The organism is Xanthomonas sp. JAI131 (assembly GCF_013410075.1).
GTDB lineage: Bacteria > Pseudomonadota > Gammaproteobacteria > Xanthomonadales > Xanthomonadaceae > Xanthomonas_A > Xanthomonas_A bonasiae.
The window spans coordinates 492,908-516,366 of sequence record NZ_JACCCN010000001.1; the positions used below are offsets into that span (position 1 = coordinate 492,908).

General features: G+C 69.7%; 21 protein-coding genes. 18 read left to right on the forward strand and 3 right to left on the reverse strand.

The genetic code is table 11. The features are described from left to right. Window positions 1–379 precede the first annotated feature (379 nt). Complete coding sequence (gene ugpC / locus HDC36_RS02055; protein WP_179564012.1) at window positions 380–1,471, forward strand: sn-glycerol-3-phosphate ABC transporter ATP-binding protein UgpC; 1,092 nt, start codon at window positions 380–382, stop codon at window positions 1,469–1,471. Window positions 1,472–1,570: 99 nt separating this feature from the next. Here ugpC and HDC36_RS02060 read toward each other — a convergent pair whose 3' ends face one another. Next, window positions 1,571–2,443: a folate-binding protein YgfZ gene (locus HDC36_RS02060; RefSeq protein WP_179564014.1), complete on the reverse strand. Its 873-nt coding sequence runs from the start codon at window positions 2,441–2,443 to the stop codon at window positions 1,571–1,573. 38 nt (window positions 2,444–2,481) lie between these two features. Here HDC36_RS02060 and HDC36_RS02065 point away from each other — a divergent pair, with 38 nt between their 5' ends. The 9 genes from HDC36_RS02065 to lolD all read left to right on the forward strand — a co-directional run bounded on the left by HDC36_RS02065 (window position 2,482) and on the right by lolD (window position 8,997). Beyond that, window positions 2,482–2,652, forward strand: coding sequence for a DUF1674 domain-containing protein (locus HDC36_RS02065; RefSeq protein WP_179564016.1), 171 nt, complete (start codon window positions 2,482–2,484; stop codon window positions 2,650–2,652). 60 nt (window positions 2,653–2,712) lie between these two features. Beyond that, a complete protein-coding gene (gene sdhC / locus HDC36_RS02070) occupies window positions 2,713–3,105 on the forward strand; it encodes a succinate dehydrogenase, cytochrome b556 subunit (RefSeq protein WP_179564018.1) in 393 nt (130 codons plus the stop codon). After that, window positions 3,102–3,488, forward strand: coding sequence for a succinate dehydrogenase, hydrophobic membrane anchor protein (gene sdhD, locus HDC36_RS02075; RefSeq protein ID WP_179564020.1), 387 nt, complete (start codon window positions 3,102–3,104; stop codon window positions 3,486–3,488). Before sdhC ends, sdhD begins: the two co-directional genes overlap by 4 nt. 29 nt (window positions 3,489–3,517) lie before the next feature. After that, window positions 3,518–5,308: a succinate dehydrogenase flavoprotein subunit gene (sdhA, locus tag HDC36_RS02080; RefSeq protein ID WP_179564021.1), complete on the forward strand. Its 1,791-nt coding sequence runs from the start codon at window positions 3,518–3,520 to the stop codon at window positions 5,306–5,308. Between the two features lie 104 nt (window positions 5,309–5,412). Further along, window positions 5,413–6,195, forward strand: a complete 783-nt coding sequence (locus HDC36_RS02085; protein ID WP_179564023.1) for a succinate dehydrogenase iron-sulfur subunit — start codon at window positions 5,413–5,415, stop codon at window positions 6,193–6,195. Between the two features lie 131 nt (window positions 6,196–6,326). Beyond that, complete coding sequence (locus tag HDC36_RS02090; protein ID WP_179564024.1) at window positions 6,327–6,575, forward strand: succinate dehydrogenase assembly factor 2; 249 nt, start codon at window positions 6,327–6,329, stop codon at window positions 6,573–6,575. Further along, window positions 6,526–6,981, forward strand: a complete 456-nt coding sequence (locus tag HDC36_RS02095) for a hypothetical protein (RefSeq protein ID WP_179564025.1) — start codon at window positions 6,526–6,528, stop codon at window positions 6,979–6,981. The genes HDC36_RS02090 and HDC36_RS02095 overlap by 50 nt, the downstream gene beginning before the upstream one ends. 23 nt (window positions 6,982–7,004) lie before the next feature. Next, window positions 7,005–8,249 (forward strand): lipoprotein-releasing ABC transporter permease subunit, encoded by a 1,245-nt coding sequence (locus HDC36_RS02100; RefSeq protein ID WP_179564026.1) that lies wholly within the window; start codon window positions 7,005–7,007, stop codon window positions 8,247–8,249. 37 nt (window positions 8,250–8,286) lie between these two features. Further along, the gene (gene lolD, locus HDC36_RS02105; RefSeq protein ID WP_255432568.1) at window positions 8,287–8,997 is read left to right on the forward strand and encodes a lipoprotein-releasing ABC transporter ATP-binding protein LolD; all 711 of its coding nucleotides are present in this window, start codon (window positions 8,287–8,289) and stop codon (window positions 8,995–8,997) included. A gap of 574 nt (window positions 8,998–9,571) precedes the next feature. Here the strand turns inward: lolD and HDC36_RS02110 are convergent. Together HDC36_RS02110 and HDC36_RS02115 are read right to left on the reverse strand one after the other, a co-directional pair. Beyond that, entirely contained in the window at window positions 9,572–10,636 is a 1,065-nt protein-coding gene (locus HDC36_RS02110) for an SDR family oxidoreductase (protein WP_179564028.1), read from the reverse strand. A 137-nt stretch (window positions 10,637–10,773) separates the two neighbouring features. Continuing rightward, window positions 10,774–11,382 (reverse strand): TetR/AcrR family transcriptional regulator, encoded by a 609-nt coding sequence (locus HDC36_RS02115; protein WP_179564029.1) that lies wholly within the window; start codon window positions 11,380–11,382, stop codon window positions 10,774–10,776. 230 nt (window positions 11,383–11,612) lie between these two features. Between HDC36_RS02115 and HDC36_RS02120 the strand changes: the two genes are divergently transcribed. The 8 genes from HDC36_RS02120 (at window position 11,613) to lpxK (ending at window position 23,120) form a co-directional block, all read left to right on the forward strand. Further along, the gene (locus tag HDC36_RS02120) at window positions 11,613–13,277 is read left to right on the forward strand and encodes an FUSC family protein (protein ID WP_179564030.1); all 1,665 of its coding nucleotides are present in this window, start codon (window positions 11,613–11,615) and stop codon (window positions 13,275–13,277) included. After that, window positions 13,267–14,739, forward strand: a complete 1,473-nt coding sequence (locus HDC36_RS02125) for an aldehyde dehydrogenase family protein (protein ID WP_343204310.1) — start codon at window positions 13,267–13,269, stop codon at window positions 14,737–14,739. The genes HDC36_RS02120 and HDC36_RS02125 overlap by 11 nt, the downstream gene beginning before the upstream one ends. A 65-nt stretch (window positions 14,740–14,804) precedes the next feature. Beyond that, a complete protein-coding gene (locus HDC36_RS02130; protein WP_179564034.1) occupies window positions 14,805–16,271 on the forward strand; it encodes a carotenoid oxygenase family protein in 1,467 nt (488 codons plus the stop codon). 501 nt (window positions 16,272–16,772) lie between these two features. Continuing rightward, entirely contained in the window at window positions 16,773–19,343 is a 2,571-nt protein-coding gene (locus HDC36_RS02135; protein ID WP_218847973.1) for a DNA internalization-related competence protein ComEC/Rec2, read from the forward strand. After that, window positions 19,237–19,914 carry a MotA/TolQ/ExbB proton channel family protein gene (locus HDC36_RS02140; RefSeq protein ID WP_179564036.1) on the forward strand — a complete coding sequence of 226 codons (678 nt, stop codon included), beginning with the start codon at window positions 19,237–19,239 and terminating at the stop codon, window positions 19,912–19,914. The genes HDC36_RS02135 and HDC36_RS02140 overlap by 107 nt, the downstream gene beginning before the upstream one ends. Before the next feature lie 4 nt (window positions 19,915–19,918). After that, entirely contained in the window at window positions 19,919–20,341 is a 423-nt protein-coding gene (locus tag HDC36_RS02145) for a biopolymer transporter ExbD (RefSeq protein ID WP_179564038.1), read from the forward strand. Window positions 20,342–20,349: 8 nt separating this feature from the next. Then, a complete protein-coding gene (gene msbA / locus HDC36_RS02150) occupies window positions 20,350–22,086 on the forward strand; it encodes a lipid A export permease/ATP-binding protein MsbA (RefSeq protein WP_179565559.1) in 1,737 nt (578 codons plus the stop codon). Then, complete coding sequence (gene lpxK / locus HDC36_RS02155) at window positions 22,086–23,120, forward strand: tetraacyldisaccharide 4'-kinase (protein ID WP_179564040.1); 1,035 nt, start codon at window positions 22,086–22,088, stop codon at window positions 23,118–23,120. Before msbA ends, lpxK begins: the two co-directional genes overlap by 1 nt. Window positions 23,121–23,459 lie beyond the last annotated feature (339 nt).

Here is a 23,459-nt window from a genome sequence, read left to right on the forward strand (position 1 = left end):
GCGTTGGTAAGCAAGCGGCGGAAGCGGCCTGTATCCGTCCTGCAGCTCGCGCGGGGGCATAGCGATGACGACCGCCAGGCGGGACCGCACGATCCGGGAGATGAATACGACTGCCAGACCTCTGAGCATACCTGTCTAATGCCTCAAGCATCAGAGCCGGCGCTCGGCGCACGCCCGGACGGCGGCGGCTGGCGGTTCGCATCGCAAGCCCTCCCAGGCGTCGATGTTGCCCCGTGAAAACGGTTACATGGCAGAATACCGCATTGCGATCCCATTGTTGCCTGTGTCGCTGGCACGATGCGAACCGCATTCGTATGCACTGCCTTCGGGAGGGACCGGCGGCAGCCCGTCCCTTCTGCCGGAAACCGGATACCGCACCATGGCGAAAGTACAACTGGACAACATCCGCAAGGTCTACGACAACGGCCAGGTCGCCGTGCACGGGGCCAGCTTCGAAGTGGCCGACGGCGAACTGATGGTGCTGGTCGGGCCCTCGGGCTGCGGCAAATCCACCCTGCTGCGCATGATCGCGGGCCTGGAGGAGATCAGCGGCGGCGAGCTGCGCATCGGCGAGCGCGTGGTCAACGACGTGGCGCCGAAGGACCGCGACATCGCGATGGTGTTCCAGAGCTACGCGCTGTACCCGCACATGACCGTGGCCGAGAACCTGGCGTTCGGGCTGAAGCTGCGCGGCGAGACCAAGGACGTCATCGCGCGCCGCGTCGCCGCCGCCGCCGACACCCTGGGCCTGACCCCGATGCTGGACAAGCTGCCGCGCGCGATGTCCGGCGGCCAGCGCCAGCGCGTGGCGCTGGGCCGCGCGCTGGTGCGCGAGCCGGCGGTGTTCCTGCTCGACGAGCCGCTGTCGAACCTGGACGCCAAGCTGCGCCACTCGGTGCGCACCGAGATCGCGCAGCTGCACCGCAAGCTCGGCACCACGATGATCTATGTGACCCACGACCAGGTCGAGGCGATGACCCTGGGCCAGCGCATCGTGGTGCTCAAGGACGGGCGGATCCAGCAGATCGATACGCCGATGGCGCTGTACGACCGCCCGGCCAACCTGTTCGTGGCCGGGTTCCTCGGCAGTCCGGCGATGAACGTGCTGCAGGGCCAACTGCTCGAAGAGGGCGGCCTGCAGCAGCTGCAGCTGGCCGACGGCAGCCGCGTGCCGCTGCACGGCGCGCATGTCGCGCCGCAATGGCTGGGCCGGCCGATCGCGATCGGCGTGCGCCCCGAGCACCTGCAGCCCAGCGAGGACGGGCAGGGTGGGTTCGAGGCCACGGTCGAGGTGATCGAGCCGGTCGGCAACGAGATCTTCGTCAACCTCAGCTACGGCAGCCAGCCGCTGGTGATGCGGGTGGCGCCGCGCGCGCTGCCCGGCCTGGGCGAGCCCCTGCGCGTGGCGGTGCGCGGCGAGGCGCTGCACTTCTTCGATCCGGAGAGTGGCGAGCGCCTGTCGCCGGCCTGAGGCATCGCGCCGGCCGGCGGCGGCGAGTTCTGGCAGCGCGCCGCCGCGCCGACGCAGCGCGCTGCAGAGGAGGGCAGGACGGCGGGCTGCGAGGCTCGCTCAGCGTGCCAGACCGTCGCGCAGCGGCTGCCAGTGCGCCGGGTGCGCGCCGATGGACAAGCCGGTCGGCGGCGCCTCCTCCAGCGGCAGCACCGCCAGCGCCAGCGTGCCGGCGACGCTGACCACGCTGCCCAGCGGCTGTGCGTCGCGCAGCACCTGCGCGCCGACCTCGGCCGTGCCGTCCACGTCCAACAACTGCAGCGCGCGCTTGGCCTTGCCCAGGAAATGGGTGCGGGCGACGATCTCCTGGCCCGGATAGCAGCCCTTCTTCACGCTGAACGCGTGCAGCCGGTCCAGCGCCAGCTGTTGCGGGGTCCATTGCTCGCGCTGGCCGGGATCGAGCCGGGCCAGGCCCAGGCGCAGATCGGCCTGGCGCCAGGCGGCGGCGAAGCTGGGGTCAGCCACGTCCTGCGTGGCTTGCGCGGCCGGCACCAGCAGCAGGGTGCGCGGCAGTCCGTCGCCGCCCATGTCCAGTTCGATCGCCCCGTCGCCACGCTCGGCCAGCACTGCGCCTTGCGCATGCGCGGGCGCCGCCAGGCGCGCGTAGGCGTGCAGGTCGTCGTGCGCGGCGATGCGCACCTTGCGCCGGAACACGAAACGGTTCAGCGCCGTGGCCAGGTCCGCCGCGCCGCCGTCCGGCAGCAGCACCAGCAGGGCGTCGTCGGCGCGGCGCAGCAGCGCGAACAGCGCGATCACCCGGCCCTTGGCGCTCAGCCAGGCGTTCCATTGCCAGTGGCCGTTGCACAGCGCCTGCACGTCGTTGGCGAACTGCGCCTGGGCGAAAGCGACTGCATCCGCGCCGCTCAACGCCACGTATTGCAGGTCTGGGAGCGCGGAAAAACCGGCGGAAGTGAGATTCAGGTTGTCAGGCACGAGGGGGAGGACTAAAATTACGCTGTTGTGAGACCCGCATGATAGGCCAACCAACCCCCACACCCGAGCCCGATCCCGAAACGCAGCGACCCGCCGAGGAGAACACTCCGGAAGCGACGCCTGCGCCGCGGGAAATCGGCGGTCGCGGCGGCCTCGAGCCGACGCGCTACGGCGACTGGGAGAAAAACGGACGCTGCATCGATTTTTGAGCAGCTTTGAGCCAACGCGGCCTTAAGCACGCCGCCCAGCCGAGACAACGAGCCCAGCGAATGGCGACCCGCGAACGTCCTCTTTCCCCCCACCTGCAGGTCTATCGCTGGCAGATCCAGATGGTGACCTCGATCCTGCATCGAGCCACTGGCATCATCCTGTCGGTCGGTGCCCTGATCATTGCGGCCGCGCTGTTGGTGCTGATGCTCGGCCCGGCCTCCTGGAACTGCTTCCGCGGCATGGCCGGCGCCTGGTACGGCCAGCTGTTCCTGTTCGCCTGGAGCTGGGCCTTCGCCTACCACCTGTGCAACGGCCTGCGCCACATCGTGCAGGACTTCGGCCACGGCTTCAGCATCCCCGCCTTCGTGCGCAACAGCTGGCTGTCGGTGATCGGCAGCCTGGTGATCGTCGCGCTGATCTGGGCCTACGTGCTGACCGGAGCCGCCGCATGAGCCGATACCGCACCCCGTTGAAGAACGTGCGCGGCCTGGGAGCCGCCAAGTCCGGCACCGAGCACTTCGTGCTGCAGCGACTCACCGCCACCGCGCTGGTCGGCCTCACCATCTGGTTCCTGGTGTTCGTGCTGAGCCTGCTCGGCGCCGACTACGTCACCGCCACCGAGGCGGTGGCCAAGCCGTGGAACGCGGTGCTGCTGGTCGGCTTCCTGGTCGCGATGTTCTGGCATGCGCAGATCGGCCTGCAGGTGATCCTCGAAGACTATGTGCACAACTCGCTGCTGGCCCTGGCGCTGCAGACCACGGTGAAGTTCGTCGCCGTGCTCGGTGCGATCGTCGGTGTATTCGCGGTCGCCCGCATCGCGCTGGGCAGCGCCTGATCGGCGCCCGGAACAGGAATTCAAACTAGATGTCCGCTTACAAGATCACCGAACACAAGTACGACATGGTCGTGGTCGGCGCCGGCGGCGCCGGCCTGCGCGCCACCTTCGGCCTGGCCGCCAAGGGCCTGCAGACGGTCTGCCTGACCAAGGTCTTCCCGACCCGTTCGCACACCGTGGCCGCGCAGGGCGGCATCTCCGCCGCGCTCGGCAACATGGGCGAGGACGACTGGCGCTACCACTTCTACGACACCATCAAGGGCTCGGACTGGCTGGGCGACCAGGACGCGATCGAGTACATGTGCCGCGAGGCGATCCCGGCGATCATCGAGCTGGAGCACTACGGCGTGCCGTTCAGCCGCACCGAGGACGGCAAGATCTACCAGCGTCCGTTCGGCGGCATGACCACCAAGTACGGCGAAGGCCCGTCCGCGCAGCGCACCTGCGCCGCCGCCGACCGTACCGGCCACGCCATGCTGCACACGCTGTACCAGCAGTCGCTGGCGCACAACGCGCGCTTCATGATCGAGTACTTCGCGCTGGACCTGATCTTCGACGAGGAAGGCGTGTGCCGCGGCGTGCTCGCGCTGGACATGGCCGAAGGCTCGTTACACCTGTTCCGCGCCCACGGCGTGGTGCTGGCCACCGGCGGCTACGGCCGCGCCTACTTCAGCGCCACCTCCGCGCATACCTGCACCGGCGACGGCGGCGGCCTGGTGATGCGCGCCGGCCTGCCGATGCAGGACATGGAGTTCGTGCAGTTCCACCCCACCGGCATCTACGGCGCCGGCTGCCTGATCACCGAGGGCGTGCGCGGCGAAGGCGGCATCCTGCGCAACAGCAATGGCGAGCGCTTCATGGAGCGCTACGCGCCGCACTACAAGGATCTGGCCTCGCGCGACGTGGTGTCGCGTTCGATGACCATTGAGATCCGCGAAGGCCGCGGCGTCGGCGAGCACAAGGACCACATCCTGCTCGACCTGACCCACCTCGGCCCGGAAGTGATCAACGAGAAGCTGCCCGGCATCGCCGAGAGCGCGCACATCTTCGCCGGCGTCGATGTGGCCAAGCAGCCGATCCCGGTGATCCCGACCGTGCACTACAACATGGGCGGCATCCCGACCAACTACCACGGCGAAGTGGTGCGCAAGGACGGCGACAACCCCGATGCGGTGGTGCCCGGCCTGTACGCGATCGGCGAGGCGGCCTGCGTGTCGGTGCACGGCGCCAACCGCCTGGGCTCCAACTCGCTGCTGGACCTGGTGGTGTTCGGGCGTGCGGTGGCCAACCGCTGCGCCGAGACGATCAAGACCGGCGCGCCGCACAAGACCCTGGCCAGCGATTCCTGCGACAAGGCGCTGGGCCTGCTCGACAAGCTGCGCAATTCCAATGGCGGCACGCCGACCTCGGTGATCCGCGACAAGATGCAGCGCACCATGCAGTCCGACGCGGCGGTGTTCCGCACCAGCAAGACGCTGAAGGAAGGCGTCGACAAGATGGCCGAGATCTACGCCACGTTCGAGGACGTGAAGGTCTCCGACCGCTCGCTGGTGTGGAATTCGGACCTGATCGAGACCTACGAGCTGAACAACCTGCTGCTCAACGCGGTGGCGACGATCAACTCGGCCGAGCAACGCAAGGAAAGCCGCGGCGCGCATGCGCACGAGGATTTCCCGGACCGCGACGACGTCAACTGGCAGAAGCACACCCTGGTCACCGTCGACGACAAGGGCCGGTGCAGCTTCGACTACCGCCCGGTGCACATGTACACGCTCAGCAAGGACGTCGACGTGGTGCCGCCGAAACCGCGCGTCTACTGACCAAAGCCGGGATTGGGGATTGGTGATTCGGGATTCGAAGCACTTCGTTTCCTGCTCTCAACCTATCCCCAATCCCTAATCCCCAATCCCGGATTTTAAAAGCCATGGCAGAGTTCACCCTCCCCAAGAATTCCAAGATCGGCAAGGGCAAGCACTTTCCCGCCACCGGCGCGAAGAATGCTCGTACCTTCAAGGTCTACCGTTGGAATCCGGACGACGACAGCAACCCGCGCACCGACACCTACGAGGTGGATCTGGACGCGTGCGGCCCGATGGTCCTGGACGCGCTGATCAAGATCAAGAACGAGATCGATCCGACCCTGACCTTCCGCCGTTCCTGCCGCGAGGGCATCTGCGGGTCGTGCGCGATGAACATCGACGGCACCAACACGCTGGCCTGCACCAAGGCGATCGCCGACTGCGACAAGGCCGAAGTGCCGATCTATCCGCTGCCGCACATGAGCGTGATCAAGGATCTGGTGCCGGACCTGACCCATTTCTACGCGCAGTACGCGTCGATCAAGCCGTGGATCCGCACCCAGACCCCGCCGCCGCCGGACCGCGAGCGGCTGCAGTCGCCGGAAGACCGCAAGAAGCTCGACGGCCTGTACGAATGCATCCTGTGCGCGTGCTGCTCGACCAGCTGCCCGAGCTACTGGTGGAACGGCGAGCGCTACCTGGGCCCGGCGATCCTGCTGCAGGCCTACCGCTGGATCATCGACTCGCGCGACGAGGACACCGGTGCGCGCCTGGACGATCTGGAAGATCCGTTCAAGCTGTACCGCTGCCACACCATCATGAACTGCGCGCGGACCTGCCCGAAGGGGCTGAACCCGGCGCTGGCGATCGCCGAGATCAAGAAGCTGATGATGGCGCGCCGCGCCTGATCGGCTAGCGCTTCACCACGACGGGCACGCCCGTCCACTGCGCGGCACCGGCTCTCGGGTTCGGTGCCGCGCGCGTTTTCGACGGTCGCCAGGCAAGGCGTCCGTCCACCAGGCAAGGGTGCGATGCGATGATGGACGAAGCCACCGAACTGAAGAAGCTGCGCTGGCGCTGCCGGCGCGGCATGCGCGAACTGGACCAGCTGTTCGGGCGCTACCTGGACCGGCGCTGGGCGCAGGTGTCCGAAGCCGAGCGCGGGGTTTTCCTATACCTGCTCGACTGCGAGGACGATAAGTTGTGGCGCTGGTTCATGGGCTACGAGGCTTGTCCCGATGCACGCGCCGCCGATCTCATCGCCACCATCCGCGCCATGCCGGCTTGAGTGGCGTCCCTCGCGCTGGCTGCTGGCGGCGCTGGCGCTGCTGAGCGTGCTGGCGCCGCTGTCGATCCTGGGTTCTGACATGCCGCGCAGTTGCGCCTGGCCGGCGGCGGCGCTGGCCGCGCTGTATGCGGTACTGCTGCTGCGGCGCGAAGCCCGGCGCGCGCCGCGCGCGCTGCTGATCCCGCCGCAGGGCAGCGCCGCGGCAAGCCTCGACGGCCAGCCGTTGGCGGCGCTGCAGGTGGACTGGCGCGGGCCGCTGGCCTTCGTGCGCTGGCGCGACGCGGATGGCCGGGTCGGGCGCCTGGCCTGGTGGCCGGACACGCTGCCGCCGGCGGCACGACGTGAACTGCGTCTGGCCGCTCAGGCCCGTGCCGCTTCGTCTGCGCCGCCGCAGATGGCACCATAGCGCTCCCTGGATGGTGGCTGCGCATGTTCAAACCCTTACCCGTGGCCATCGGCCTGCGCTATCTGCGCGCCAAGCGCCGCAACAACTTCATCTCCTTCATCTCGATGGCCTCGATCCTCGGCATCGCCCTGGGCGTGACCGTGCTGATCACCACGCTGGCGGTGATGAGCGGTTTCCAGAAGGAGATCCGTGACCGCCTGCTGCAGATGGCAGCGCATGCCACGGTCAGCGCGCAAGGCGCGCCGATGGAGAACTGGCAGCATGCGGTGGACGTGGCGACCCGCGATCCGCGCGTGGCCGGCGCCGCGCCGTATGTGGAAGAGGAGGCGCTGCTCACCGGGCAGCGCAACCAGCCGGCGATCGTGCGCGGCATCCTGCCCAGCGAAGAGGCCAAGGTCTCGGTGCTGGCGCAGAAGATGAAGCAGGGCTCGATCGACAGCCTGACCCCCGGCTCCTACAACATCCTGCTCGGCCAGGAACTGGCGCTGTGGCTGGGCGTGGGCGTCGGCGACAAGGTGGTGGTGATGCTCGGCGAACCGCAGGCCAGCCCGATGGGCATGGTGCCGCGCTACAAGCGCTTCACCGTCAGCGGCATCTTCGAAGCCGGCTACAACGAGATCGACCGCGGCCTGGCGGTGACCAGCATGCCCGACATGCAGCGCGTGCTGCGCATGGGCGACGGCGTCACCGGCGTGCGCCTGAAGCTGCACAACATGGACCTGGCCTGGGAGGTGGCGCGCGACCTGGCGCTGAACCTGCACGGCCCGTACATGGTCAGCGACTGGACCCGCGAGAACGCCAACCTGTACCAGTCGTTGAAGATGGAAAAGACGGTGATGGGCATCCTGCTGTCGCTGATCATCGCGATGGGCGCGTTCAACCTGGTGTCCTCGCAGGTGATGCTGGTCACCGACAAGCAGGCCGACATCGCCATCCTGCGCACGCTGGGGCTGAGCCCGGGCGGGGTGATGCAGGTGTTCATGGTGCAGGGCACGCTGATCGGCGTGTTCGGCACCATCGCCGGGGTGATCGGCGGCATCCTGCTGACCTTGAACCTGGAGCGGATCCTGGCCGGCATCGAGGCGCTGTTCAACATCAAGCTGCTGCCGGAGGACGTGTACTACATCACCGGCCTGCCCACCGACATGCAGCCGCACGACGTGGTGGTGATCACCATCGTCGCGCTGCTGATGAGCTTCCTGGCCACGCTGTATCCGGCCTGGCGCGCCGCGCGCACGCAACCGGCGGAGGCGCTGCGTTATGAATGAGGGCCGGGAGTCGGGAATCGCGAATCGGGAATCGGCAATGCACAAGCCACAGCAAGCGCAGGCGGCGATCCGTGCCGAAGGCCTGGGCAAGACCTACGCTGAGGGCAAGATGCGCACGCCCGTGTTCGACGGGCTGGACCTGGCGGTGGCGCCGGGCGAGACCGTGGCCATCGTCGGCGCATCCGGCGCCGGCAAGAGCACGCTGCTGCACCTGCTCGGCGGCCTGGACGTACCCACCGCAGGCGAGGTGTACGTGGCCGGGCAGCGCATGTCGGCGCTGTCGGACGCGGCGCGCGGCCAGCTGCGCAACCGCTCGCTCGGCTTCGTCTACCAGTTCCATCACCTGCTGCCGGAATTCACCGCGCTGGAGAACGTGATGATGCCGGTGCTGCTGGGCGGCGCCGCGGTCAAGGACGCCGATGCGCGCGCACGTGCGCTGCTGGAATCGGTGGGCCTGGGTCACCGCCTGGAGCACAAGCCCGGCGAGCTGTCCGGCGGCGAGCGGCAGCGCGCGGCGGTGGCGCGCGCGCTGGTCAACCGTCCGGCCTGCGTGCTCGGCGACGAACCGACCGGCAACCTCGACGACAAGACCGCGGCCAACGTGTTCGCGCTGATGCTCGACCTCAACCGCGCGCACGGCACCAGCCTGGCCCTGGTCACCCACGACCGCAGCCTGGCGCGCAAGCTCGACCGTGTGCTGGAACTGCACCAGGGCAAGCTGCGCGAACTGGCGCCTGCCGACGTGTAGCGGCAGGCATGCCGGCGTGGAAGGCGCGCCGGCATGGGCGCGGCCCGGCGGTCACGACCCATGCATCCCGAGAGCATGGCGGTTTCGGCGATCGGTCGCGGCTGAAGCCGCTCCTACAGGGCACCCGGCGAGTCGCCCGCGAGCTTCCTGTAGGAGCGGCTTCAGCCGCGACAAACGAAGCCATCCTGCTATCCGGCTTCGGAAACAGTCGGGACTGGAGTTCTTTCCACAGTGCACCCAGCCAGTCGGCCGCAAGCCACTGTAGGAGCGGCTTCAGCCGCGACGGGCGGAGCCATCCAGCCTCCGGCTTCGGAAACAGTCGGGACTGAAGTCCCTCCCACAGTGCACCCAGCCGGTCGCCCGCAAGCCACTGTAGGAGCGGCTTCAGCCGCGACGAGCGAAGTCGGCGTTTGTCCGGTCGCGGAACCGATGGGCTGACGGGCCGAGGCATGCGGAGTCGCTCCCGCAACGGGGGTGACCAACCTCATGAAGACCGCTCAAGCGTCCATCAATTCGGCAATCCCGCACCGCCGCTCTCACAGCGGCGGCAGCTATCCCGCCGATGCTGCGACCGTCAGGGAATCACCCGCTGCGCGCGCAGCCGCGCGAACAGCTCCAGGAACGACGCGCGGCTGTCGTAATAGCCGAGGAAGCCCAGGTCGCGGCTCTTGGTCATGTCGTTGACGCACTCGATCTCACGGCTGAGGTCGGCATCGGTGTGCCACCACGACGCCAACTGGTCCACGTCCGCCTGTACCAGCCCATGGCGTTCGGCGATCTCGCGCCACTGCGCCGGTGCGGTGTGCTGCAGGCGCGGTTGCAGCGGCATCGGCGCATCCGGATACGGTGCCGCCTCCAGGCCGAAGAACGCGGCGATCTCGCCCCACATCCAGCGCCAGCGGAACACGTCGCCGTTGACCGTGTTGAACGCCTGGTCGCGTGCGGCCGGACTGGTCGCGGCCCAGGCCAGTTGGCGGCCGAGCAGGCCGGCGTCGGTGAGGTCGGTGAGGCTGTCCCATTGCGCGCGCGAGCCGGGAAACACGAACGGTTGCCCGCTGTGCTTGCACAGCGTCGCGTACACCGCCAGGGTCACGCCCATGTTCATCGCATTGCTGCCGTTGGCCTGGCCGATCATGGTGTGCGAGCGGTGCACGCTCCAGCCGAAGCCATGGCGCGCGGCGGCGTCGAACAGCAGGTCCTCCAGCGTGTAGTAGAAATTCTCGCCGGGCTGGCGCGGCTCGCTCTCGCGGAACGGCGTCTCCGCCTTGCCGCTGCCGTAGTGCTCGAACGAACCCAGGTAGTGCTTGGTGCCGGTGACCAGCGCCATGTGCTGCAGCGCTGCGCTGTCCAGGCCCTCGCACAGGTGGCGCAGCATCGCGCCGTTGGCGGCGACGTTTTCCTGCTCGGTGTCGCGCCGCGTCCAGGTGCAGAAGAACACGTGGGTGATCGGTAACCCGTGCAGCGCGGCGATGGTCGCGTCGCGGTCGAGCAGATCGGCCGCGACTGGAATCACGCCTTCCTGCGCGACCGGACGGCGCGCCAGCCCATAGACGGTCCAGCCTTCGGCAACGAGAACGTTCGCCAGGTTGTAGCCGGAGATACCGGTGACCCCGACCACCAGTGCGGTGCCCTTGCGCATGCGCAGAATTCCTTCGCCATAAAAGGCACACGCTAGCCGCAGGCCGATGAACATGCGGCGAAGTCGTCGGTACTTGCGCGTCGCAGTCGCGAGAAGAGACGTGGGGTCTTGCTGCTCCGATGCGGTGCGGACTTCGGTTACGACGATGCGGGACGATACGCAGGCAGGAACGCCTCGATGGCGCTGAGCACGGCGGCCTGGCGGCTCTCGGCATCGGGCGGCGGGTCCAGTCCCCACAGCTGCCGTTCCAGCATCCCCGCTTCGCACAGCGACTTGAAGTACAGGCCGGTCTGCCGCGGCGCGGCGCGGCGCAGCAGGCCGCGTTCCATCAGGCTTTCCAGTACGTCGCAGATCGTGAGCAGGGTCTGCTTGGGGCCGTTCTCGTAGAAGATGCGGCTCAGCTGCGGCTGGCGTCCGGCTTCGCCGATGATCAGCCGGTTGAGCGCGACGACATCCGGGCGCATCACCAGCTCCAGGTAGGCCGTGCCCAGATGCAGCAGGCTCTGCTGCAGATCGGTGTCCTGTTTCGACGCCTCGAGCGCGGCGAGACCGCCGCGGCCGGCTTCCACCACGAACGCTTCGAACAAGGCGTCCTTGCTCGCGAAGTAGCCATACAGCGTGACCTTGGAGGCGCCGGCTTCCGCCGCGATCGCCTCCATGGTCACCGCGCCGAAGCCGCGTTCGATGAACAGCTTGCCGGCGGCATTGGCGAAGCTCAGGCGGCGGACTTCGGTTTTCTTGCGCATCGTGCAGCGGGTCTCGTCGATATCCGGAAGGGAAGAAGGCCGTGGCGCGCTTGGCGGCCGGTGCAGTCTTCGCCGATAACATAGCCGATAACTGAACGACATCGTAAAGAAATGTTGACGTGACCCTTTCCTGGGCGGATAACTGCACGAATTAGTTCAGTTAAGAAGGGCCCGTGGCCAATCCGATGCTCGTTTCGCGACAGATACCTGGCCTGGGCATGGATGGCCCGATGGCGTGGGCGTTGCGCACGACGCTTGCGGCGTTGCTGGCGCTGGCGATCGCCGCGGGCCTGGGCATCCAGCATCCGTGGTGGGCGGCGATGACGGTCTGGCTGGTCGCCCAGCCCACCCGCGGGCTGTTGTTGGAACGCGGCGTGGCACGGTTCGTCGGAACGGCGCTTGGGGCCATCGTCGGCGCCTTGATCCTGCACACGCTCGGTGGCGTTCCGGCCCTGTTGCTTGCGGCGATCGCCGTGTGGCTGGCGCTGTGCGCGGGCGTCGGCAGCCTGTTTCGCCATTTCCGCAACTACGGTTTCGTGCTGGCCGGCTATACCGCGGCGATCGTGGCGCTGTTCGGCCTCGGCGATGGCGCGTTCGACGCGGGGCTGGCACTGGACCGCGTGGTCTGCACCGTGCTCGGGATCGTCTGCGTAAGCCTGGTATCGCTGCATGGGGCAGCAGCGGCGCGCGGCGAGCACGTGGCGGTGCGCCTGGAGGCGGTTCTGCAGCGTTGCCTGTGCAGGGTGGAGGCGCAGCTGCGCGGCGCCGCACCGGCGCCGGCCGTGGCCGCCATCGCGCAGATTCAGGCGCTCGATCGGGACATCGAGAGCGACGCGGCCGGTTCGCTGAGCGGGCGTCGCGTCGCGCTGCGGGTGCGGCGCATCGCCGGCCCGTTGCTGGAGCTGATCGCGCTGACGCTGCAGCCGCCAGCGGCCACCGTTTCCGAGCTGCCGGCGATGCCGCACAAGGCCGACGATCGGCTCGTCCTGCTTGCCGCGCACGCCGCATCGGCCGGACAGCCGGCGCTGGCCGCGACGCTCGACGAACTGCGACAGGCGCTGCGCGGACCCGCGGCCTCGCTTCCATCTGGCGTGGCATGGGACATCGATGTCGCCGCGATGTCGCGCGCGGCCTTGCGCCCGGTGGTCGCGCTGGCCATCGCCGCCGCGCTGTGGTGGGGCACGGGCTGGCAGATGGGCGCGATGATGGCGATGACCGCCGCGCTGTTCGCCTCGCTTTTTTCCAGCAGCGACCAGGGCAACCAGGCGCTGCTGCAGGTGCTGCTCGGTTCGCTGTCGGGCGCGCTCCTCGGTGCCGGCGCGCGCCTGCTGGCGCTGCCGCATGCCGAGGGCCTGCTGCCGGTGCTGCTGTGCATCGCGCCGTTCCTGCTGCTGGGCGCCTGGCTGATGCAGCGACCGCGCACGGCCAGGATGGCGATCGATCTGACCCTGACCTTCCTGCTCGTGGCCCAGCCCGGCTCGCCGCCGGTGCCGGCCGCGGTGGCGCTGCACCAGGCGGCGGCGATCGTCGCCGGCGTGCTGCTGGCGGTCGCGACCTACTGGCTGATCCTGCCGGCCACGCCGGCGGCACGGCGCCGCCTGCTGCGGCGGCGCATCGCGCGCCTGGCCTCACGCCTGGAGCGTGCGCCCGATGCGGCGGCGGCACTGCGTGCGCACCGCCGCTTGCGCGCTGCGCAGGTCCGGTTGCTGGCCTGCAGCGATCCGCGGCAAGCGACCGCCGACACGCTGCAGTGCCTGGCGTGGGCGCGCAGGCGGCTGACCAGCCGTTCGCTCGCCGAAGCCGCCATGCCGCCTTCCACAACCGGCCGCGCCGCAACCGCCGCGCATGCCGAACGCGTGCCCACCTCCACCAAGGACAACCACCGTGAGCGATAGCCGATACCCGAACGACTTCACCGGGCAGTACATCGCCGGCCAGTGGCGCCCCGGCAGCGCCGGCACCGTGCTGCAGGACCGCAATCCCTACGACCAGTCGCTGCTGACCGAGATCGCCAATGCGTCGCGGGCCGACCTGGACGCGGCCTACCGTTCCGCCGCGGCGGTGCAGCGCGACTGGGCCCGCGCCCTGCCGCGCGAACGTGCCGCGGTGTTCCTGCGCGCCGCCGAGGTCATCGAGCGCCGGCATGCCGAGATCGTCGATTGGTTGATCGCCGAATCCGGCAGCACCCGGCTGAAGGCGGAGATGGAATGGGGCGCGCTGCGCGCCGACGCGCTGGCCGCCGCGACCATGCCCAGCCGCGTGGCCGGCCGCATCCTGCCGGTGGACATCGCCGGCAAGGAAAGCCGCGTGTACCGCAGCCCGCTCGGCGTGGTCGGCGTGATCAGCCCGTGGAACTGGCCGCTGCACCTGTCCAGCCGTTCCGTCGCCCCGGCGCTGGCGCTGGGCAATGGCGTCGTGCTCAAGCCGGCCGAGGACACGCCGGTGACCGGTGGCCTGCTGCTGGCGCGCATCTACGAGGAGGCAGGGGTGCCGCCGGGCCTGTTCAACGTCGTCGTCGGCCAGGTCGCCGAGATCGGGGATGCCTTCACCCTGCATCCCATCCCGAAATTCATCTCCTTCACCGGCTCCACCCGGGTCGGGCGGCGCATCGGCGAGCTCGCCGTCAGCGGGCCGCGGCTCAAGCGCGTCGGCCTGGAGCTGGGCGGCAACGCGCCGTGCGTGGTGCTGGACGATGCCGACCTGGAGCGGGCGGTGACCGGCGCGATCGTCGGCCGTTTCCTGCACCAGGGCCAGATCTGCATGAGCAGCAACCGCATCATCGTGCAGGCGCCGCTGTACGACCGTTTCGTGGAGGCCTTCGTCGAGCGCGCGCGCGGGCTGAAGGTGGGCGATCCCAATCTGGCGGACACGGTGATCGGCCCGCTGATCAACGCCCGCCAGCTGCAGGCGGCGACCCAGCGCCTGGCCGCCGCGCAGGCCGAGGGGCAGCGCCAGGTGCTGGGCGGCGCGCCGATCGGGCAGGTGCTGCCGCCGCAGGTGTTCGTCGATGTCGCCAACGACTCGGCGCTGGCGCAGACCGAGCAGTTCTGCCCGATCGCGCCGCTGATCCGCGCCGCCGACGAGGAGGACGCGCTGCGCATGGCCAACGCCACCGAGTTCGGCCTGTCCAGCGCGGTGTTCACCGGCGACGCGGCGCGCGGTCTGCGCTTCGCGCAGCGGATCGAGGCCGGCATGACCCACATCAACGACATCAGCCCGAACGACGACGCGTCGGCGATGTTCGGCGGCGAGAAGAACAGCGGCATCGGCCGCTTCAACAGCGACTGGATCATCGACGAGTTCACCACCGACCACTGGATCAGCGTGCAGCACCAAGCGTACGCCGCTCCGTTCTGACCCATCCGCCGGCACTCCCGCTGGCTCACCCCGCGCCAGGCCCTACCCAGCAAAAGGACAACACCATGAGCATGCTGTTTCCGCAAATCCCCGAATTCACCGGGCTGTACAAGCCCAGCCGCGTCGAAGCCGATGTGGTCGACCTGCAGATCGAAGGCGAGGTGCCGGCCGCGATCGACGGCGTCTTCTTCCAGGTCTCGCCCGATTCGCAGTACCCGCCGATGCTGGGCAAGGACATCTTCTTCAACGGCGACGGCCTGGTCAGCGCGTTCCGTTTCGAAGCTGGCCGGGTCAGCCTGCGCCGCCGCTATGTGCAGACCGACCGCCTGCTGGCGCAGCGCCGCGAAGGGCGTTCGCTCAACGGCGTCTATCGCAACGTGCACACCAACGATGCGCTGGCCGCCGCCAACAACACCACCGCCAATACCACCGTGCTGTTCCATGGCGGCGTGCTGCTGGCGATGAAGGAAGACGCGCTGCCTTACGCGCTCGATCCGCACACGCTGCAGACGCGCGGGGTCTGGGACTTCGGCGGGCAGATCACCTCGGCCACCTTCACCGCCCATCCCAAGGTCGATCCCGACAACGGCGACCTGCTGTGCTTCGCCTATGAAGCCAAGGGCGACGGCACGCCGGACATCGCCTATTTCGAGCTCGACGCCCAGGGCAAGCTGAAGCAGGAAGTCTGGTTCGAGGCGCCGTACGCGGCGATGATCCACGACTTCGCGGTCACCGAGCACCATGTCGTGTTTCCGCTCATTCCGCTGACCGTGGATGTGCAGCGTATGCGCCAGGGCGGGCAGCATTTCCAGTGGCAACCGGATCTGCCGCAATTGTTCGGCGTGCTGCCGCGCGGCGGCGGTGCCGAGGATGTGCGCTGGTTCACCGGCCCCAAGGACGGTTTCCAGGGCCATACCCTCAACGCCTATGAAGAGGGCGACAAGCTCTATCTGGACATGCCGGTGACGTCGGGCAACGTCTTCTACTTCTTCCCGCAGGCCGATGGGTCGGTGCCGTCGCCGGAGACGCTGCGCTCGCAGCTGATGCGCTGGACGTTCGACCTCAGCGCCCAGGGCGGCGCGATCGAGCCGGTGGCGCTGACCGAATTCCCATGCGAGTTCCCGCGCTGCGACGAACGCTACAGCGGCAAGCCGTATCGGCATGGCTTCGTGCTGGCGTTCGATCCGACGCTACCGTTCGACGCCTCGCTCGGCGCGCCGCCGTTCCAGTTCTTCAACCAGCTGGCGCATGTCGATGTGGTGGCCGGCACCAGCGAAGCCTGGTATCCGGGCGATGCGCAATGCTTCCAGGAGCCGGTCTTCGTGCCGCGTTCGGCCGACGCGGCGGAAGGCGACGGCTATGTGCTCGCGCTGCTGAACCACCTGCACGGCGAGGATACCGAGTTGCTGGTGTTCGATTCGCTGCGCATGGCCGATGGCCCGGTGGCGCGCATCAAGGTGCCGTTGCGGATGCGCATGTCGTTGCACGGCAACTGGACGCCGGCCAGGGCGCTGGCGCCAGCGCCGGTCTGATCGCACTGCCGGGCCGGGCGCGGCAGGCGTCGACGCAGGCCGCGTCGCCGGGCGTGCCGGGTCCGGGCGAGATCGCGTGCGTGCCCCTGGCGCGGTCGCCGTAACTGCGCTCGCCTGGCGCTGCTGCGCGCCGCCGCAACGACGATCGGGACGCTGGCGCGGATGCGGATGCGGATGCGGATGCGGATGCGGGTGCGTAGCGACGGCACTGCGGCCACTTGACGGGGATGTCGAGCGTTCCGGCCTGCCTCGCCGCGGCAGCGATGTCGGTTCGCCTCGCTCGCCGCGTTGCGGTCGGGCAGGGGATGCGGCCAAGCCACCGACCGATGCGGCGGCTGAGGCGAATTCCTACGCACTGCCCTGGACTTGGCCGATAGCGGCCGGTCGATCGGCGCGCGACGCTGGCGATGCGGTTTTCGTCGTGCTGGTCGCCACCGGTCGCGAACCGGGCCGTCGCATTTCCATCCGCACGTTAGTGCCCCGCCAAGGAGTGGCGATCGTATGCAGCAATGCCGCATATCCGCGAGTGGCCATGAGCGCGTGGCGCCGGCGTCCGCGCCGACGTCTGCGCCGTGGCACGGCATTGCGGTCGCCCCGTTCGGCATTGCCGTCGCCGCCAGCCTCGCCGCCGGCGTGCTGACCACCTTGTGGCTGCCGCGGTTGGCGCCGTGGCCGTTGTCGCTGGCGCTGCTGCTCGGCGGCATCGCGGTCTGCGTCGGCATGCCGCGCTGGCGATGGCTGGGCGCCTTCGCCGTGGGCTGCGGCTGGTTGGGGCTGATCGCCGGCATGGTGCTGGCGCGGCAACTGCCCGCCGACTGGGAGAAGCGCGTGGCGACGCTGCAGGGGCAGGTGGTGGAGCTGCCGCAGGCCGAGGTGCGGCGCACGCGGTTCATGTTCCGGGTGGACGCCGATCCCGCGCAGCCGGCGCCGTTGCGCGGGCGTTTGTTGCAACTGGCCTGGTACGACGACTTCGGTGCGCACGCGCCTGGGCCGCGCACGGCGCTGCATGCCGGCGCCCGCTGGCGTCTGAGCGTGCGCCTGCGCGCGCCGCGCGGGCTCAGCAATCCCGGCGGCTTCGATGCCGAGGCGTATGCGCTGGCGCAGCGGATCAGCGCCAGCGGCTATGTGACCGCGCCGCACGCGGCCGTCGAACTGGCGCCGGGACACGGCATCGATGCTTGGCGCGAGCGCCTGGCGGCGCGGATCGCGGCAGCGGTGCCGAATGCGTCGGCGCGCTATGTGCAGGCACTGGCGCTCGGCGACACGCGCATGCTGGACGACCGCGACTGGCGCATCCTGCGCGCCGCCGGCCTGACCCACCTGATCGCCATCTCGGGCTTCCATGTCGGCCTGGTCGCCGGCGCGTTCGCGTTGCTCGGCGGCGGCCTGTGGCGGCTGTGGCCGCGGCTGGGGCGGCATTGGCCGCGCCGCCAGGTCGCTGCGCTGCTGGCGGTGCTCGGTGCCGGCGGCTACACCGTGCTGTCGGGGATGGCGCTGCCCACCGTGCGCACCGCGTTGATGATCGCGGTGGTCGTGGCGGCGCGGCTGTGGCGGCGCCCGGTACGCGTGGTCGATGCGCTGGCGCTGGCGGCGATCGTCATGCTCGCGTTCGACCCGCTGGCGGTGCTGTCCGCCGGCTTCTGGCTGAGCTTCCTCGGCGTGGCCTGGCTGGCCTGGTGCATGCCGGTCGCAGGCAGCGGCTGGCGCGACAAACTGCGCCAATTCCTGTCGGCGCAGGGCGTGGCCACGCTGGGCCTGCTGCCGTTGAGCACGATGCTGTTCGGCCAGGCCTCGGCGGCCGGGCCGCTCGCCAACCTGCTGGCGATCCCGTGGTGGAGCCTGGTGGTGGTGCCGCTGGCGCTGCTCGGCAGCGCGTTGGAGGCGGTGCACGCCGGCGCCGGGGTGTGGGCATGGCGCGCGGCGGCGGCGTGCTTCGACCTGAGCTGGCCGCTGTTCACCGCGCTGGGCGAAAGCCGCTTCGCGCTGTGGTGGCTGCCGGAGGCGCGCGACTGGGCGCTGCCGCTGGCGTTGTTCGGTGCGTTCTGGCTGCTGTTGCCGCGCGCGGTGCCGGGCAAGCCGCTGGCGGCGCTGCTGTGGTTGCCGCTGTTCTGGCCGCCGCTGGAGCGGCCGGCGGCGGGCGAAGTGGAACTGGTGATGATCGACGTCGGCCAGGGCCTGTCGGTGCTGGTGCGTACCGCACGGCATCAGGTGCTGTACGACGCCGGCCCGGCGATCAAGGACGGCTACGACGCCGGCGAGCGCGCGGTGGTGCCGACGCTGCACGCGCTCGGCGTGGCGCGCCTGGACCGGGCCGTGATCAGCCATGGCGACAACGACCACGCCGGCGGCTTCGAGGCGGTGCGCGCGGCGCTGCCGGTCGGCCTGGCCGAGGCGCCGGCCGGCGCGCCGGTACGGGTCGACCGGCCGTGCCTGGCCGGAGCGGCGTGGGAATGGGACGGGGTGCGTTTCCGCTTCCTGCATCCGGCGCCCGGCTTTCCCTATCTCGACAACGAGTCCAGCTGCGTGCTGCGGGTGGAAACCGCGCATGGCGCGATGCTGCTGACCGGCGACATCGGCGATGTGATCGAGCGCCGGCTGCTGCGCCAGGCGCCGCAGGACCTGCGCGCCGACGTGGTGCTGGCGCCGCATCACGGCAGCGCGCATTCCTCGCAGGCGGCCTTCGTCGCCGCCACCGGCGCGCGGCTGGTGCTGATCTCGGCCGGCGAGGGCAACCGCTTCGGCCATCCGCGGGCGGCGGTGGTGGCGCGCTGGCAGGCGTCCGGCGCCGAGGTCGCCACCACCCCGCACGGCGGCGCGCTGCGCGTGTGGCTGGGACGCGCCGGCCTGCAGCTGCGCGAACGGCGGCCGTGGCGGGCGCGGCTGTGGGATGCCGCGGAGCGGGCGCGGGCGGCTGCTATCCTATCGGCCAGTGAACGAACGGCCGAACGTGCCGGAGGGTTGCAACGTGTGGGAACTGGTCAAGGCCGGTGGCTGGCCGATGGTGCCGTTGCTGCTGTTGGGCGTGGTCGCGCTGGCGATCGTCCTGGAGCGGTTCTGGAGCCTGCGCCGTAGCGAAGTGCTGCCGCCGGGGCTGGGCCAGGAAGTGCGCAACTGGGCCACGCGCGGCAAGCTCGACCCGACCCACATCGAGTCGCTGCGGCGCAATTCGCCGCTGGGCGAGCTGCTCGCCGCCGGGCTGGACGTGCGCAGCCGGCCGCGCGAGATCGTCCGCGAACGCATCGAGGACACCGGCCGCCACGTCGTGCATCGCATGGAGCGGTTCCTGAACGCGTTGGGCACGGTGGCCTCGGCCGGGCCGCTGCTCGGCCTGCTCGGCACCGTGGTCGGCATGATCCAGATGTTCCTGGGCATCCTCGACCACGGCGTCGGCGACGTGAACCAGCTTGCCGGCGGGATCGGCAAGGCGCTGGTGTGCACCGCCACCGGCATGATCATCGCGGTGCCGGCGTTGGTCTTCCACCGCTATTTCAAGAGCCGCATCGCCGGCTACATCATCGAGATGGAGCGCGAAGCCACCGCCCTGAGCGACGTCCTCGACGGCCACGGCCGTGCGGGCGCGGCGACGCCGGCCGCGCCGCGTCCGGCTGCGCGCGGCGGCGCCGCTGCGCCGGCCAAGGGCTGAGCCGGTGCGGATCCGCGACGACCGCGGCCAGGACGAGCCGCATATCGACCTGGTGCCCCTGATCGACGTCATCCTTGTCCTGATCATCTTCTTCGTAGTGACCACCACCTTCGACGCCCGTTCCACGCTGCAGCTGCAACTGCCCAACGCCAGCGACCAGCACAACCCGGCGCCGCCGCGTGCGCTGAGCGTGCTGGTCAACGCCGACGGGCACTATTTCATCAACGACCAGGAAGTGCTGCGCACCGACGTGGAGTCGGTCAAGCGCAGCATCGCCCAGGTCGCCGGCGACGACCGCGAGCAGCCGGTGCTGCTGCGCGCCGATGCGCGCACTCCCTACCAGGCCGTGGTCACCGCGCAGGACGCGCTGGGCCAGCTCGGCTTCCGCCGCATCGCCATCGCCACCGCGCCGGAAGTCAAACAGTGAGCGGCAAGATGGCACCGGTCTGGCCGATCTACCGTCGGCTGCTCGGATATACCCGCGCCTATTGGGTGATGCTGGCCGCCGCGCTGGTGGCGATGGTGGTGGAAGCCACCGCCGGCTACTTCTTCACCCGGCTGATGGACCCGTTGGTCAATCGCGGCTTCGTCAATCCGGAGGCGCGCATGGCGGTGCTGCTGCCGCTGGCGATCCTGGGCCTGTTCGTGATGCGCAGCTTCGCCACCTTCGTCGGCGACTACTGCATGGCGCGCACCGGGCGCAGCGTGGTGCGCGACCTGCGCGAGCAGGTGCTGGCCAAGTACCTGCACCTGCCGTCCTCGCACTTCGACGTCGAGGCCACCCCGGTGATGGTCAGCCGGCTGAACTTCGATACCGAGCAGGTCACCCAGGCCGCCGCCGATGCGTTGAAGACCATCGTCGCCGACACCCTGACCATCTTCTACATGCTGGTGGTGATGCTGCAGATGAGCGTCAAGGTCACCCTGGCGCTGCTGGTGGTGGCGCCGTTGATCGGGGTCATCGTCTCCTACGTTGGCAAGCGCTACCGCAAGATCAGCCGCGGCATCCAGGACGGCATGGGCTCGATGGCGCAGAGTGCCGAGCAATCGCTGAGCGCGCAGCAGGAAGTGAAGGTGCATGGCACCCAGTCGCTGGAGATCTCGCGTTACGCGGTGCTGGCCAACCGCATGCTGGGCCTGAACATGAAGGTCGAGACCACCCGCGCGCTGGCCTCGAGCATGGTCCAGTTCCTGGCCGCGGTGGCGCTGGCGGCGATCGTCTGGGTCTCCACCCGCGAGGCGCTGGCCGGGCGCCTGAACCCGGGCCAGTTCATCGCGCTGATGACCTCGATGATGGCGATCATCCCGTCGCTGCGCCGGCTGACCAGCGTGCAGACCTCGATCTCGCGCGGCGTGGCCGCGGCCGAACGTCTGTTCTCGATCCTGGACACGCCGGAGGAACGCGACAGCGGCAGCGTGTCGGTGCAGCGCGTGCGCGGCGAACTGGCGTTCGACAAGGTGATGCTGCGCTACCGCCAGGACAGCGGACTGGCGCTGGACGACATCAGCTTCACCGCCAGGCCGGGCACGGTCACCGCCATCGTCGGCCGCTCCGGCAGCGGCAAGACCAGCCTGGTGCGGCTGGTGCCGCGCTTCTACGAGCCCAGCGGCGGCAGCATCACCCTGGACGGGGTGTCGCTGCACGACTACCGCCTGCACGACCTGCGCCGGCAGATCGCCCTGGTCGGGCAGCGGGTGATGCTGTTCGACGACACCATCGCCGCCAACATCGCCTACGGCACGCAGGCCAGCGACGCGCAGATCCGCGCCGCGGCCGAGGCCGCCAATGCCTGGGAGTTCATCGAGCGGCTGCCGCTGCAGCTGCGCACCCCGGTCGGCGAGAACGGCGCGCTGCTGTCCGGCGGCCAGCGCCAGCGCCTGGCGATCGCCCGCGCGATCCTGCGCGACGCGCCGATCCTGATCCTGGACGAAGCCACCGCCGCGCTGGACAACGAATCCGAGCGCCTGGTGCAGGACGCGCTGCACCGGCTGATGCCCGAGCGCACCACGCTGGTCATCGCGCACCGCCTGTCCACCATCGAGCATGCCGACCAGGTGCTGGTGATGGACCACGGCCGCATCGTCGAGCGCGGCACCCACCACGCGCTGCTCGCCCAGGGCGGCCTGTACGCCCACCTGCACAGCATGCAGTTCCGCGAAAGGCAGCCCTGATGAGCGGTCGCGGGCCACACACGCCTGGCTACTGGTATGGCCAGGGCACCCCGCCGCTGTACGCGCAGTTGCTGACTCCGCTGTACGCGGCGGCGATCGGCCTGCGCCGCGCGCTGTACCGGCGCGGCTGGCGCAAGCGCTACAGCATCGCGGTGCCGGTGGTCGTGGTCGGCAACCTCACCGCCGGCGGCACCGGCAAGACCCCGCTGACCATCGCCCTGGTGCGCAAGCTGCAGGACGCCGGCTGGACGCCGGGCGTGGCCACCCGCGGCTACGGCCGCAGCCAGGACCAGGTCGCGCGCTGGATCGAGCCCGGGACCACGCCGGAACTGGGCGGCGACGAGCCGGTGCTGATCGCGCACAAGACCGGCGCGCCGGTGCGGGTGGACCGCGACCGCGTCGCCGCGGCGCGCGCGCTGCTGCAGGCCGGCTGCGACATCGTCGTCTGCGACGACGGCCTGCAGCACTACCGGCTGCAGCGCGACATCGAGATCGAAGTGGTCGACGGCCACCGCCGCTACGGCAACGGCCGCCTGTTGCCAGCCGGGCCGCTGCGCGAGCCGGTGGCGCGCGGCCGCGAATGCGATTTCCGGGTCATCAACCTGGGCCAGGCCAGCGATGTCGGCGAAGTCCAGGCCGGTTTCGGCGAATGGGCGATGCGCCTGCGCATCGACAGCGCGCAACCGCTGCAGGGCGGCCGCGCGCGCGCCTTGCGCAGCTTCGCCGGGCAGCGCGTGCACGCCGTCGCCGGCATCGCCCATCCGCAGCGCTTCTTCGACATGCTGCGCGCGCACGGCATCGGCGTGGTGCCGCACGCGTTTCCCGACCATCACCGCTACCGCGCCGCCGACCTGTCGTTCGGCAGCGAGTTGCCGGTGCTGATGACCGAGAAGGACGCGGTCAAGTGCGCGGCGCTGGTCAACGACTGGTGCTTCAGCGTGCCGTTGGTGGCGGAGTTGCCGGCCGCGTTCTGGATCGGCCTGCTCGACCGGCTGGACAAGCTGCGCGGGCGCAGCGGCGACGCCATCGAATAGCGGCGCTGGCTGCGCTCAGGCGCAGTCAGCGGAGACTTAGAGTGGCGGTGCAGGGCGCCGAGACCCTGTTGCATGCGGCCAGCCCGACGGCCTCGGCTGCCGGGGTGCGCCTGGTTCGGTCGCGAGTACACCTCGATTGGGGCCACAGCTCGCTGTGTCGCGATGCGACGCAAGTGCTGTCCCGATCGCGCGCAGTAACGGACTGTCCGCAGGTGCGCACGCGGCTAGTTCCTTGTCATATTCGCGATCGCTGCCACGCGCAGGCCGCTGACGTGGCGGCCATGCGCAGCTGCTGCCGCATGTCCCGCCTGTAGGCAGGCCTGTTCGTTTCCAGGCCGT

Bases quoted from the DNA above. Each gene is read 5' to 3' on its own strand.
- ugpC (WP_179564012.1), top strand. From the start codon at position 380: ATGGCGAAAGTACAACTGGACAACATCCGCAAGGTCTACGACAACGGC.
- msbA (WP_179565559.1), top strand. From the start codon at position 20,350: ATGGCACCGGTCTGGCCGATCTACCGTCGGCTGCTCGGATATACCCGC.
- HDC36_RS02100 (WP_179564026.1), top strand. From the start codon at position 7,005: ATGTTCAAACCCTTACCCGTGGCCATCGGCCTGCGCTATCTGCGCGCC.
- lolD (WP_255432568.1), top strand. From the start codon at position 8,287: ATGCACAAGCCACAGCAAGCGCAGGCGGCGATCCGTGCCGAAGGCCTG.
- sdhA (WP_179564021.1), top strand. From the start codon at position 3,518: ATGTCCGCTTACAAGATCACCGAACACAAGTACGACATGGTCGTGGTC.
- HDC36_RS02095 (WP_179564025.1), top strand. From the start codon at position 6,526: ATGCACGCGCCGCCGATCTCATCGCCACCATCCGCGCCATGCCGGCTT.
- lpxK (WP_179564040.1), top strand. From the start codon at position 22,086: ATGAGCGGTCGCGGGCCACACACGCCTGGCTACTGGTATGGCCAGGGC.
- HDC36_RS02065 (WP_179564016.1), top strand. From the start codon at position 2,482: ATGATAGGCCAACCAACCCCCACACCCGAGCCCGATCCCGAAACGCAG.
- HDC36_RS02130 (WP_179564034.1), top strand. From the start codon at position 14,805: ATGAGCATGCTGTTTCCGCAAATCCCCGAATTCACCGGGCTGTACAAG.
- HDC36_RS02135 (WP_218847973.1), top strand. From the start codon at position 16,773: ATGCAGCAATGCCGCATATCCGCGAGTGGCCATGAGCGCGTGGCGCCG.
- sdhD (WP_179564020.1), top strand. From the start codon at position 3,102: ATGAGCCGATACCGCACCCCGTTGAAGAACGTGCGCGGCCTGGGAGCC.
- HDC36_RS02090 (WP_179564024.1), top strand. From the start codon at position 6,327: ATGGACGAAGCCACCGAACTGAAGAAGCTGCGCTGGCGCTGCCGGCGC.
- HDC36_RS02115 (WP_179564029.1), bottom strand. From the start codon at position 11,382: ATGCGCAAGAAAACCGAAGTCCGCCGCCTGAGCTTCGCCAATGCCGCC.
- HDC36_RS02120 (WP_179564030.1), top strand. From the start codon at position 11,613: ATGGCGTGGGCGTTGCGCACGACGCTTGCGGCGTTGCTGGCGCTGGCG.
- HDC36_RS02085 (WP_179564023.1), top strand. From the start codon at position 5,413: ATGGCAGAGTTCACCCTCCCCAAGAATTCCAAGATCGGCAAGGGCAAG.
- sdhC (WP_179564018.1), top strand. From the start codon at position 2,713: ATGGCGACCCGCGAACGTCCTCTTTCCCCCCACCTGCAGGTCTATCGC.
- HDC36_RS02110 (WP_179564028.1), bottom strand. From the start codon at position 10,636: ATGCGCAAGGGCACCGCACTGGTGGTCGGGGTCACCGGTATCTCCGGC.